Origin of the sequence: Trinickia violacea (assembly GCF_005280735.1) — a bacterium.
Taxonomy (GTDB): domain Bacteria; phylum Pseudomonadota; class Gammaproteobacteria; order Burkholderiales; family Burkholderiaceae; genus Trinickia_A; species Trinickia_A violacea.
In genome coordinates this window covers 2,022,283-2,034,689 of the sequence record NZ_CP040077.1, presented here as the reverse complement: position 1 = coordinate 2,034,689, position 12,407 = coordinate 2,022,283, and the positions used below count along the sequence as shown (strand labels likewise).

Sequence of the window (12,407 nt, the reverse complement as noted above, 5' to 3'; positions counted from 1 at the left end):
CGAGACGGACGGCAACTATCGGAGGAAACGCCAACGAGAAGCGCGTTCGCCTCAGTCAGCTAGCTTATCGCCGAATGGGTCGGAAAAAGCGGGATCGGAAAAAGCGTCATCCAGCGCGCGCTGGGCACGTACCGGCCGGTCGCCCGGCAGCGTCACACGCAGCCCGCGCTTGGCCTGCGCTTCGCGCACCGGCGCAAACGAGCGCCGATGATGCTCGCATGGGCCGTGTTCGAACAACGCCGCAAGATGCTGCGGCGTGCCGTAGCCCGCGTGCGCGTTGAAACCATACATCGGGAAATCCTGGTGCAAGTCGAGCAGCATGCGGTCGCGCGTGACTTTCGCGAGAATCGACGCCGCCGAAATGCACGACACCAAAGCGTCGCCGCCGACGATCGCCTCGCTGCGCATCGGCAAAACGGGACACCGGTTGCCGTCGATCTTGGCGAGCGTCGGCGCAATCGCCAGGCCCTCGACCGCGCGCCGCATCGCCAGCATCGTCGCGTGCAGGATATTGAGCGTATCGATCTCCTCGACGCTCGCCGAAGCCACGCAATACGCGAGCGAGCGCTCGATAATCTTCTCGTACAGCGCTTCGCGTTTCTTTGCGGAGAGCGCTTTCGAATCGTCGAGACCGCGAATCCGGCGCTTCGGATCGAGAATCACGGCCGCCGCGACCACGGGTCCGGCGAGCGGCCCGCGACCGGCTTCGTCGACGCCGCAGACGATATCCTGCGGCGAGCCGAAATCGAAACCGGGCTGCGCGGGCTCCCCCGCTGCCACGGCGGCAGCCGGTTTGCGGCGCGCTGTCTTGGTTGCCGTCATGGACGCAGCTTCCTCGATTCGATGACGCGTACGACGGCTTCGGCCGCGCGCTGCGCCGTGTTCTGCCGCAACGCGTGGTGCATCTCGGTGAAAATTTCCGTGAGCGTGCGCCGATTGGCCTCGTCGCGCAACTGGGTCAGCGTGGCATCGGCAAGCGCCTCGGGCGTCGCGAAGTGCTGCAGGATCTCCGGCACCACAAAGCGCCCCGCGAGGATGTTCGGCAGGCCGACGTAGGGCAAATAGCCCATGTGCCGCATGATCTGACCTTCAAGCCAGGGCACCTTGTACGAGATCACCATCGGCTTCTTCAGGAGCGCCGCTTCGAGCGTCACCGTGCCGCTCTTGACGAGCAGCGCATCGGCAGCGGTCATGGCGAGCTGCGCCTGACCGTCGACGATCGTCAGCGCAAGATTCGGATGGGCCTCGACGAGCGGCTGCAGCATCTCGCGGATTGCCGGCGTGGCGGCCGGCACCACGAAGCGGACACCCGGTTCGCGTGCCTGCATCAATTCCATCGCCTTGAAGAAGGTCGGGCCGATCAGCTTGATTTCGGAGCGGCGGCTGCCCGGCAGCACGGCGATGATCGGACCGCCCGCCGGCAAGCCGAGCGTGGCGCGTGCGCCGGGCACATCCGGCTCGAGCGGAATCTCGTCGGCAAGCGGGTGCCCGACATACGACGCGGATACCCCCGCCTTTTCGAGAATCGCCTTCTCGAACGGATACAGGCACAGCATGTGATCGACAGCCTTGGCGATCTTCTTGATCCGCCAGCCACGCCATGCCCAGATCGTCGGACAGTTGAAGTGGATCGTCGGAATCCCCGCTTCGCGCAACGCGGGCTCGACGCTGAAGTTGAATCCCGAAGAATCGATGCCGACGAACGCGTGCGGCGGATCCGCGAGAAGCTGATGCTTGAGTTCGCTGCGGACGCGGAGAATCTCGGGAAGACGCGTGAGCGGCTCGACGAGGCCGCGCACGGTCAGCGTATCCATCGGCCAGTGCGCATCGAACCCTTGCGCGCTCATGCGCGGGCCGCCGATGCCGAAATACTGCGTGGACGCGGGCAAACGCTCGGCGAGCCCGCCGAGCAGCGACGCCGCGAGCAAGTCGCCCGACGGCTCGCCGGCAACCAGCGCAAGCCGCAGCGGACTGGATTGCAGCGCCATCGTTTAGCGAATGATCCCGCGCTGCGACGCTTCGACGAAATCGACCAGCGCCTTGACAGGGGCATCGCCGTCGCCGCCGGCCGAGGCCAGCTCGCGCAATTGCACCTTCGCCTCTTCGAGCGACAGACTGTTCTTGTACAGCAACCGATAAGCGCTTCGCAGCGCCGAGATGGCATCGGGCGAGAAGCCGCGTCGACGCAAGCCCTCGACGTTCACGCCATGCGGCTCCGCCTTGTTGCCCGCCGCGATGACGAACGGCGGAATGTCCTGAACGAGCGCCGAAGCGCCGCCCAACATCGAATGCTCGCCGATGCGCACGAACTGATGCACACCCGACATGCCGCCGACGATCGCCCAATCTCCGATCGTCACGTGCCCGGCCATCTGCGCGTTGCTCGACAGGATCACGTGGCTGCCGATCCGGCAATCGTGACCGACATGCACGTACGCCATGATCCAGTTGTCGTCGCCGAGCGTCGTCACACCGGCGTCCTGGACCGTGCCCGTGTGTATCGTCGTGAATTCGCGAATCGTGTTGCGATCGCCGACTACGAGACGCGTCGGCTCGTCTTGATACTTCATGTCCTGCGGACGGCCGCCGACCGACGCGTAGTGACCGATCCGATTGTCGACGCCGAGCGTCGTGTGACCTTCGATCACGCTGTGCGAACCGATCGTCGTCCGCGCACCGATCGTAACGTGTGCGCCGATGACCGCGTACGGCCCGATTTCGACGTCTTCGCCGATCTCGGCGCCTGGTTCGATGATCGCGGTGGGATGAATCCTGCTCATGCGCGTTCGCCCTTCATTTCGCGTCAGTGTTCTTGACCGTGCACATCAGGTCCGCTTCGGCCGCCACGACGCCTTCCACTTCGGCGCGCGCCTTGAACTTCCAGATGCCGCGCATATAGCGTTCGAACGTCACGTGCAGTATCAGCTGATCGCCCGGCTCCACGACCCGCTTGAAGCGCGCGCCATCGATGCCGACGAAGTAGTAAAGCGTCTTCTCGGGATCATGCGGCTCTTCCGCGAACGTCAGAAGCGCCGCTGTCTGGGCGAGCGCTTCGAGGATCAGCACGCCCGGCATCACCGGGCGCTGCGGAAAGTGCCCCATGAAGTACGGTTCGTTGATCGACACATTCTTCAGCGCCTTGATGCTCTTGTGCGGTTCGAGTTCGAGCACGCGATCCACCAGCAGGATCGGATAGCGATGCGGCAAAAGCGTGAGGATCTTATGGATGTCGAGATTGATTTTTTCAGTGCTCATGGTGTTTCTGCTCACGCATTGACTGCGCGGATGATAACTGCGGATGCGAGTGCCGGCAGCTTCGTGATTGCCCGACGCCAACATGCCGCGGTGCCGGGCGCCGCCTGGCTGGCGGCACCCTGCCCGCGGCATGCCGGCGTCCGCCGCTGTTACGCTTTGCCGCGTTCCGCGGCAGCGGCTTCGAGCGCCTTGATGCGGTCTCGCAACTTGTCGAGATTGCGCATCAACGCGGCGCTCTTGTTCCAGTCGGCATGCTCGACGGCCGGGAATGCGCTCGTGTACATGCCGGGTTTCAACAACGACTTCGACACGCCTGACTTCGCCGTGACGATGACGTAATCGGCAAGCGTCACGTGACCCGCGATACCGACCGCCCCGCCGATCATGCAATGCCGCCCGATCGTGGTGCTACCCGCAATCCCGGCGCAGCCGGCGATGACGGTAAACGCACCGATCTTGCAGTTATGGCCGATCTGCACGAGGTTGTCGATCTTCACGCATTCCTCGATGATCGTATCGGCCATTGCCCCTCGGTCGATAGTCGTATTCGCCCCGATTTCCACGTCCGGCCCGATCGACACGCCGCCCACCTGCGGAATCTTGACCCAGCTTCCGGTACGCGCATCGCCCTCGCCGACGAAATCGGGGGCAAAACCGAAACCATCCGAGCCGATCACGGCGCCCGAGTGGATGATCACGCGCGGGCCGATCTTGCAGCCGTAGTACACGGAAACGTTCGGGTACAGATGCGAGCCTTCGCCGATCTGCGTGCCGCGGCCGATCATCACGTTTGCATCGAGCCGCACGTTTTCGCCGATCACGGCGCCCGCCTCCACCACGACATGGGGACCGATCACGGCACTAGGCGCGACCTTCGCGGCCGGATCGACCACTGCGCTCGGATGGACCCCCGCCGGCGCTTTCGGCGAGGCGAGATCGATGAACATTTGCGCGACCCGCGCGAAATAAGCGTAAGGATTCGGCGTGACGATGAAGTTACGCCCTTCGCGGGAGCCGAGCTTGTCCAGATCGGCCGGCGCGATCAGCACGGCGCCGGCGTTCGTCGATTCGACTTGCGACAGGTATTTGGGGTTGGCGAGGAACGCGAGCTGCTGCGGTCCTGCCTGATCGAGCGGCGCGAGGCTGCCGACTTGGTGTGCCCGGTCGCCGACCACTTCGCCGCCGAAGCGCCGGACGAGTTCTTCGAGCGTCAATGCCATGCGGGTACGACTCCTGTGGTTCAGTTCGTGGCGCCAGGGCTCGATGAGGCGCTCGTGCCCGATGCGGCGAGCGCTTTCAGCACTTGATCGGTGATGTCGATGCGCGGGCTCACATAGACCGCCTCTTGCACGATCAGGTCGTAGTGCTGCTGCTCGGCGATCTGCTTGATCACCTTGTTCGCCCTGTCGAGCACCGCTGCCAGCTCTTCGTTGCGGCGCTGGTTCAGGTCCTCGCGAAATTCGCGCTGCTTGCGCTGGAAGTCGCTGTCGAGCTGCGACAGATCGCGCTGCTTTTGCGCGCGATCGGTGGCGGACATCGCCGTGCCGTTCTTGTCGAGCGCGTCGGACATCGACTTCAGACGCTGCGCCATATCCTGCAGATCCTTGTCGCGCTTTGCGAACTCGGCCTCGAGCTTCGTTTGGGCGTTCTTCGCCGCCGCCGATTCACGCAGGATACGATCCGAATTGACCGCCGCGATGCGGGCCTCCTGGGCATGAGCAGCGCTGACGCCGAGCGCCATCGCGAGCGCGGCCGCGCACATCACACGTTTCGAAAACATACCGTTTCGCAAAGTCTTCCTCTCGATACTGTAAAGGTCTCGGTGTTTCGTCAGAATGCCGTCCCGATCTGGAATTGGAACTTCTGATACTGGTCGCCCGTGTGCTTCGTGACCGGGAAGCCCAAGCTGATCTTGAGCGGGCCGATCGGCGAAATCCACGCAAGACCAAGACCATAGCCGTAACGCAAGCCGTTCGCGCCGATACTGTTGCCCAAGTTGCCCCAGACGTTACCGCCGTCGAGGAACGTGAACACGCGCAGCGTACGGTCGTAGCCCGTGCCCGGCAGCGGGAACGTGAGTTCGATGTTGCCGACCACCATCTTCGAGCCGCCGATCGGGTCGTTCGTCGTCGCGTCGCGCGGACCCAGCGAGCTCGGCTCATAGCCGCGCACCGAACCGATACCGCCGGCGAAGTAGTTCTTGAAGATCGGGTACGGCTTGCCGGCGAGACCGTTGCCGTAGCCGCCCTGGAAGTTCAGGCCGAGCACGAAGCCGCGCGCGAACGAGTAATAGTACTGGGCCTGCAAGTCGGCCTTGTAGTACTGCGTTGCGCCGACCGGCGTGCCGTATTCGGCATTCGCCTGCGTGTAGTAGCCACGGCTCGGCACGAGCGCGCTGTCGCGCGCGTCGCGCGACCAGCCCACCGTCAGCGGAACGTTGTTCGACACGCGGCCGAATGCGTTCACGTAGTCGATATAGCTTTGCGGCGTATTCGAATCGACATCGAGGCGGTTCTGCTCGAGGCCCGTGCCGAAGTAGACAGTATCGACCTCGGAGAACGGGATACCGAACTTGAGGTCCGCGCCCGCGGTGATGATGCGGAAGCTCGACGACGTCGAGTAGTACAGCGGCTCGGTCGTGCGGTAGTAGACATCGGTGATCCGCTTGATGCCGTCCACCGTGAAATAGGGGTCGACCTGCGTGACCGTCAGCGTGCGGTACGTCTTCGCGGTGTTGATGTTCACCGCGAGACTCGTGCCGGAACCGAACACGTTGTCCTGCGACACGCCTGCCGAGAGCACCACCTTGTCGGTCGACGAGAAGCCCGCACCGAGCGTGATCGCGCCGGTCGGCTTTTCGGTGACCTTCACGTCGACGTCGACCTGGTCCTGCGTGCCTTCGACCGGCACCGTCGTCACGTCGACGTCGGTGAAGTAGCCGAGACGGTTGATACGGTCCTTCGACAGCGCGAGGCGGCTCGAATCGAACCACGAGCTTTCGAGCTGGCGCATTTCGCGGCGGACCACTTCGTCGCGCGTACGCGTGTTGCCGGTAACGTTGATGCGGCGCACGTAGACACGGCGGCTCGGATCGACTTGCAGCGTCAGCGCGACCGTGTGATGTTCCTGGTCGATCTGCGGCACCGCGTTCACGTTCGCGAACGCGTAGCCATATTCACCGAGCTTGTCGACGATGGCCTTGGTCGTCGCCTTCAACTTTTCCGCCGAGAAGCGCTGACCGGGCTTGATGGTGATGAGCTTCTGCAACTCGGCTTGGCGGTCCAGCAGATTGCCCGCGAGCTGAATGCTCGAAATCGTGTACGGCTCGCCCTCATGCAACGTCAGCGTGAGGTACATGTCCTTCTTGTCCGGCGAGATCGACACTTGCGTCGATTCGATGTTGAACTCGAGGTAGCCGCGATTCAAATAGTAGGACCGGATGTTCTCGAGGTCGCCCGTGAGCTTTTCCTTCGAGTACAGGTCGTTCTTCGTGTACCACGAGAACCAGTTCGGCGTGGACAGCTGCATTTCGTCGCGCAGCGTGCTCGTGCTGAACACCTTATTGCCGATGAAGTTGACCTGGCGGATCTTCGCGCTCGGGCCCTCGGCCACCGAGAACAGGATCGACACGCGGTTGCGGTCGACCGGCGTGACGGTCGTCGTCACTTCGGCGGCGTAGAAGCCGCGCGTCAGGTACTGGCGTTTCAGTTCCTGCTCGGCGCGATCGACGAGCGCCTTGTCGTAGTAGCGGCCCGGCGACAAGCCAACCGAATTGAGCGCCTTGTTGAGGTTGTCTTTGTCGAATTCGTGGAGGCCCGCGAAATCGATCGACGCGATGGCCGGACGCTCGACCACGTCCACGACCACGACGTTGCCTTCCGTGGCGATGCGCACGTCGCTGAAGAAGCCGGTGGCGTACAGCGCGCGGATGGCGTCTGAAGCCTTGTCGTCGGTGAAGGTGTCGCCCTTCTTGATCGGCAGATAGGCGAACACGGAACCTGGTTCGATGCGTTGCAATCCCTCGATCCGGATGTCTTGCACCACGAAAGGTGTCGTCGCGTGAGCCACCAGCCCATGCGCGGCGAGTGCCGCGGCTGCAATTGTTTTAGGAACAAAGCGATGAGGTTTGAACAACGTGCTTCCCCAGTGTTTTTAGCTGCGTCAGTCCCCGCGGCTTACTTAAAGTGCCCTTAAGGTGCCCTTAAGTGAGCCGCTCGACAATTTAAAAATGGATTAACCGAGCCAGATCGTTGAAAAGCGCAATCGCCGACAATGCGACGATGCAGACGAGGCCGGCCCTCTGCAGAACAAGCTGCCAACGTTCCGATACCGCTTTGCCGGTCGCGGCTTCAACCAAATAATATAACAGATGCCCCCCGTCCAATACCGGAATCGGTAACAAGTTCAGCACACCGAGACTGATACTGACGAGCGCGAGAAACGACAAAAACGGCGCCAATCCGAGTCGCGCGCTCTTGCCGGCGTAGTCGGCAATCGTGACGGGACCGGACAAATTCTTGAGCGACGCCTCGCCGGTGATCATCCGGCCGAACATTCGTAGCGAATACAGCGAGATGTCCCACGTGCGGCGCACGCCCAGTTCGAGACTTTCGATCGGGCCGTAACGGACGTCGACGCTCGGCACTTGCGTCGCGAGCGCCGCGCCGATGCGGCCGACGTCGGCGCCCGTATCGGGGTCGCGCCGCGTCTCGGGTACGATCGTGAGCGCTTGCAGCGGGCCTGCCGCGCCAATCGCTACATCGCTTGCCGCTCCGCTCGCCGCCCCCTCCGCGCCCTTTGCCGCGACTGCAGACGAACCGCCGCGCTCGATCTCCAGCGCAACCGTCCGGCCGGCATGCGACTTGATGAAATCGATAAACGCGGTCGCACTGTCCACACGCTTACCGTTCATTTCCCGCAGCGTGTCGCCGGGCTGCAGTCCGGCGCGCTGCGCGGCGCTGCCCGGCTCGACGCCCGCCACCGTCAACGTGCCGCCGCCGGGCTCGAAACCGAGCTTCGACATGAAGTCGTCGTCGACTTCCTTGTCCGAGATGCCACGCAGATCGACTTGATAATCGAAAGTGCCATGAGCGTTCTTCGCACGCAGCACCACGCGGCGATGATCGAACGCCGCATCGAGCAGCTTCCAGCGCAAATCGGACCACGAGCGCACGGCCTCGCCATCGCTGCCGCGTTCGTTGCGGATCGCGAGCACGGTTTCACCGCCGTCGAAGCCCGCCTTCGCCGCGACGCTCCCCGCGGGCGGGGCCGCGACGATGGCCGCTGGCTCGGTGATGCCGGTCGCGAACACGGCAGAAAACAGCGCGATCGCCAGCAGGAAGTTTGCGACCGGCCCTGCCAGCACGATCGCAATGCGCTTGCCCACGGACTGCCGGTTAAAGGCATACGGCAGGTCGGCGGCAGCAATGCCCGGCCCGGGGTCGCGCTCGTCGAGCATCTTCACGTAGCCGCCCAGCGGCAACGCGGCGATCGTCCATTCGGTGCCGGTCTTCTTGCTGACCCGTTGCCAGAGCGGCTTGCCGAAACCGATCGAAAAGCGCAGCACCTTCACGCCGCACAGGCGCGCGATGCGATAGTGCCCGTACTCGTGCACGACGACGAGCACGCCGATCGCCACGATGAACGACGCGATTTCGATCAGCAGGTTCATGTCAGTGTGCGCCGGGCCGCTTCATTTCCGCCTCACTGGACCGTGCGGTCCATCCGGCGCGCGCCGGCGAGATGGCTTTCGATAAAGACCGTGGCCGCGCGGCGCGCCGCGGCGTCCGCTTCAAGCACGTCGTCGAGGCCGCTTGGCGTGCGGTTCGGCAGCGCGTTCAGCACCGCATCGACGGTCTGCGCGATCGCCATGAAACCGATCTTGCGCGACAGGAACGCGTCGACCGCGACCTCGTTCGCCGCATTGAGCGCCGCACTCGCGACGCCGCCTTCTGCCAGCGCCTTCATGGCTAGCGCGAGGCACGGAAAGCGCGCGTAGTCGGGCTTCTCGAAACTCAGCGACGCAACCTGCACGAGGTCGAGTTGCGCGACACCGGAATCGACGCGCTCGGGGAACGCGAGCGCGTGTGCGATCGGCGTACGCATGTCGGGATTGCCGAGCTGCGCGAGCACCGAACCGTCGACGTACGACACGAGCGAATGGATCACGCTTTGCGGATGGATCAGCACCTCGATGCGCTCGCCGGGCAGACCGAAGAGCCAATGCGCTTCGATGACTTCGAGGCCCTTGTTCATCATCGTCGCCGAATCGACCGAGATCTTGCGGCCCATCACCCAGTTCGGATGTTTACAGGCTTCGTCGGGCGTGACGTCGACTAGCGTGGACGGCTCGCGCGTGCGGAACGGTCCACCCGACGCCGTCAGGATGATCTTCGAGACGCCGCCATGCGCCGAGGCTTCGCTCGGCAGACATTGGAAGATCGCGTTGTGCTCGCTGTCGACGGGCAGCAGCGTCGCGTGATGGTCGCGCACGGCGTCCATGAAGATCGCGCCGGACATCACGAGCGCCTCCTTGTTCGCGAGCAGGATGCGCTTGCCGGCGCGTGCTGCGGCCAACGTGGGCGCAAGGCCGGCAGCACCGACGATCGCCGCGACCACCGTGTCGCATTGCGCGCTTTTCGACACATCGACGAGCGCTTGCGGGCCGTACGCGACCTCGGTTTTGCAACCGGCATCGCGCAACTGCGCGGCGACGCGCGCGGCCGTCTCGGCATCGCCGACCACCGCCACTTCCGGTTGAAAACGCAAGCATTGCGCGACGAGCTTGTCGCCGTTGCGATGCGCGGTCAGCGCATAGACCGAGAAACGGTCGGGATGGCGCGCGACGACGTCGAGCGTGCTCTCGCCAATCGAGCCCGTGGAACCGAGCAGTGTCAGACGTTTTTTCATATCTCTTTCTCTAGCCGAGCAGCAGCATCGCGAGCGGCAACACCGGCAACAACGCGTCAATGCGGTCGAGAACGCCACCGTGGCCCGGCAGCAGACCGCTCGAGTCCTTCACGCCGGCCTGGCGCTTCAGCATCGATTCGAACAAATCGCCGACCACGCTGAACGCGACCAGCAGCGTCAAGGCGACAAACGCGCGCGGGGTGCCGAGGCGCGTCACCAAATCGGAATACAGCGTAGGCGCGAGCGCATGGGTGGCGACGGCCACGCCCGCGACGACGATCACCGCCAGCCAGCCGCCCGCGGCGCCTTCCCAGGTTTTGCCCGGACTGATGGCAGGCGCCAGCTTATGCTTTCCGAATGCCTTACCCGCAAAGTATGCGCCGATGTCGGCGAGCCACACCACTAATAACAGGGACAAAACAAACGGCACCCCTTCGATGCGCGCCGCCACGAGGGCGTGCCAGCACGCGACAAACACGATGATTCCCGCCAGAAACAGGAACAGGCGCCAGGCGCCATGGGCGAGCACGGGCTTGCGCATCAGCACGAACGGGCCCGCCAGCACCCAGAATACGGCCGCGGCCTGAAACAGCGGCCGAGGCGGCTTGACCCCGACGCCGAGTTTCGTACTCGCCACCAGCGCCACGGCGGCGACCAGCGCATAGACGACCGGGCCGGCGCCGTTCAGCTTGAGCAGGCGCGCCCATTCCCAAGCGGCAAAGACGAGCACGAACGCGATCAGCGCGCCGAACGCGCCGACCGGTGCGAACAGCGTCACGGGCAAGAAGACTGCCAGCAGGACGATCGCCGTGATAACACGGGTTTTTAGCATGGAAGCGAATCGGCGTTCTGCGATTGCGGTTCGAGTTGGGCGCTGGTGCGGCCGAAGCGGCGCTCGCGCCGCGCATACGAGGCAATCGCGTCGGAAAGCGCGTTCGCGTCGAAGTCAGGCCAGAAGGTCTCGGTGAAATAGAACTCGGTATAGGCGAGCTGCCAGAGCAGGAAGTTGCTGATGCGCGTCTCGCCGCCGGTGCGGATGAAGAGATCGGGCTCCGGCGCATAGGCCATCGCCAGATGCTGGGCGAACGTCTCCTCGTTGACTTCCGCCACCTGCCCCGTCTGCGCCGATTGCTCGGCGAGCCGCTTCGCGGCCTGAAGGATGTCCCAGCGGCCGCCGTAGTTCGCGGCGATCGTGAGCGTGAGACGGGTATTGCGCGCCGTCTTCGTTTCCGCGCGCCGGATCAAGTCTTGAATACGGGCATCGAACTGCGAGAGGTCGCCGACCACGCGTAGACGGATGCCGTTCGCATGCAGCTTGCCGACTTCGCGCTCGAGCGCCGTCACGAAAAGGCGCATCAGGAACGAGACTTCCTCGGTCGGACGGCGCCAGTTTTCGGAGCTGAATGCGAACAGGGTCAGATATTCGACACCCGCGCGCGCGCAGGCTTCGACAGCTGCGCGCACCGCATCGACGCCGCGCGAGTGGCCCGCCACGCGCGGCAAGCGCCGCTGCGTCGCCCAACGGCCGTTGCCGTCCATGATGATCGCGATGTGTCGCGGCACGGCCGCGACGTCAGGCACGCGAACGGTAGAACTGGTATAGGTCATGGCCGCTGGGACTGTGACTGCAAAAAAGAAGTGAGACTGAAAGTCTGAGACCGGACGGCCTCAGACCGTCATGATCTCGGCTTCCTTGCTCTGGACGAGCTTGTCGATTTCGGCAACGTACTTATCGGTGAGCTTTTGCACGTCGTCGCCGGCGCGGCGCTCGTCGTCTTCCGAGATCTCTTTATCTTTGACGAGTTTCTTGAGCTGCTCGTTCGCATCGCGGCGCAAATTGCGCACCGCCACCTTCGCCGTTTCGCCTTCGCTCTTGACGACCTTGGTCAGCTCCTTGCGGCGCTCTTCGGTCAGCGCGGGCATCGGCACGCGGATCAGGTCGCCCTGCGTCGCCGGGTTCAGGCCCAGGTCGGATTCGCGAATCGCCTTTTCGACGACCGCAACCATCTTCTTTTCCCACGGTTGCACGCCGATCGTGCGCGCGTCGACGAGGGTCAGGTTGGCCACCTGCGAGATGGGCACGGCCGAGCCGTAGTAGTCGACCTGGATATGGTCGAGCAAGCCGGTATGTGCGCGGCCCGTGCGGATTTTCGCCAGATCGTTCTTGAACGCGTCGATCGAGCGCTGCATCTTCTGCTCGGCGCCTTTTTTGATATCTGCCACACTCATTTAAACCTCCGAAC

The 12,407-nt window shown here is 63.9% G+C and carries 12 protein-coding genes; all 12 read right to left on the bottom strand.

Annotated features, from left to right (window positions below):
* Positions 1-51 precede the first annotated feature (51 nt).
* Complete coding sequence (gene rnhB / locus FAZ95_RS09170; protein ID WP_137332162.1) at positions 52-822, bottom strand: ribonuclease HII; 771 nt, start codon at positions 820-822, stop codon at positions 52-54.
* Complete coding sequence (lpxB, locus tag FAZ95_RS09165) at positions 819-1,988, bottom strand: lipid-A-disaccharide synthase (RefSeq protein WP_137332161.1); 1,170 nt, start codon at positions 1,986-1,988, stop codon at positions 819-821. The genes rnhB and lpxB overlap by 4 nt, the downstream gene beginning before the upstream one ends.
* 3 nt (positions 1,989-1,991) lie before the next feature.
* Positions 1,992-2,780, bottom strand: a complete 789-nt coding sequence (gene lpxA / locus FAZ95_RS09160; RefSeq protein ID WP_137332160.1) for an acyl-ACP--UDP-N-acetylglucosamine O-acyltransferase — start codon at positions 2,778-2,780, stop codon at positions 1,992-1,994.
* A 13-nt stretch (positions 2,781-2,793) separates the two neighbouring features.
* Entirely contained in the window at positions 2,794-3,255 is a 462-nt protein-coding gene (fabZ, locus tag FAZ95_RS09155) for a 3-hydroxyacyl-ACP dehydratase FabZ (protein WP_137332159.1), read from the bottom strand.
* Positions 3,256-3,404: 149 nt separating this feature from the next.
* Positions 3,405-4,475, bottom strand: coding sequence for a UDP-3-O-(3-hydroxymyristoyl)glucosamine N-acyltransferase (gene lpxD, locus FAZ95_RS09150; RefSeq protein WP_137332158.1), 1,071 nt, complete (start codon positions 4,473-4,475; stop codon positions 3,405-3,407).
* Positions 4,476-4,495: 20 nt separating this feature from the next.
* The gene (locus tag FAZ95_RS09145) at positions 4,496-5,047 is read right to left on the bottom strand and encodes an OmpH/Skp family outer membrane protein (RefSeq protein WP_137332157.1); all 552 of its coding nucleotides are present in this window, start codon (positions 5,045-5,047) and stop codon (positions 4,496-4,498) included.
* Positions 5,048-5,085: 38 nt separating this feature from the next.
* Positions 5,086-7,389, bottom strand: coding sequence for an outer membrane protein assembly factor BamA (gene bamA / locus FAZ95_RS09140; RefSeq protein WP_137332156.1), 2,304 nt, complete (start codon positions 7,387-7,389; stop codon positions 5,086-5,088).
* 88 nt (positions 7,390-7,477) lie between these two features.
* On the bottom strand, positions 7,478-8,926 hold the full coding sequence (gene rseP, locus FAZ95_RS09135; protein ID WP_137332155.1) for an RIP metalloprotease RseP: 1,449 nt from the start codon (positions 8,924-8,926) through the stop codon (positions 7,478-7,480).
* A 32-nt stretch (positions 8,927-8,958) separates the two neighbouring features.
* On the bottom strand, positions 8,959-10,164 hold the full coding sequence (locus tag FAZ95_RS09130; protein ID WP_137332154.1) for a 1-deoxy-D-xylulose-5-phosphate reductoisomerase: 1,206 nt from the start codon (positions 10,162-10,164) through the stop codon (positions 8,959-8,961).
* 10 nt (positions 10,165-10,174) lie between these two features.
* A complete protein-coding gene (locus FAZ95_RS09125) occupies positions 10,175-10,996 on the bottom strand; it encodes a phosphatidate cytidylyltransferase (RefSeq protein ID WP_137332153.1) in 822 nt (273 codons plus the stop codon).
* Entirely contained in the window at positions 10,990-11,772 is a 783-nt protein-coding gene (gene uppS, locus FAZ95_RS09120; RefSeq protein WP_137332152.1) for an undecaprenyl pyrophosphate synthase, read from the bottom strand. Before uppS ends, FAZ95_RS09125 begins: the two co-directional genes overlap by 7 nt.
* Before the next feature lie 60 nt (positions 11,773-11,832).
* The gene (gene frr / locus FAZ95_RS09115; RefSeq protein WP_137332151.1) at positions 11,833-12,393 is read right to left on the bottom strand and encodes a ribosome recycling factor; all 561 of its coding nucleotides are present in this window, start codon (positions 12,391-12,393) and stop codon (positions 11,833-11,835) included.
* Positions 12,394-12,407: the final 14 nt, after the last annotated feature.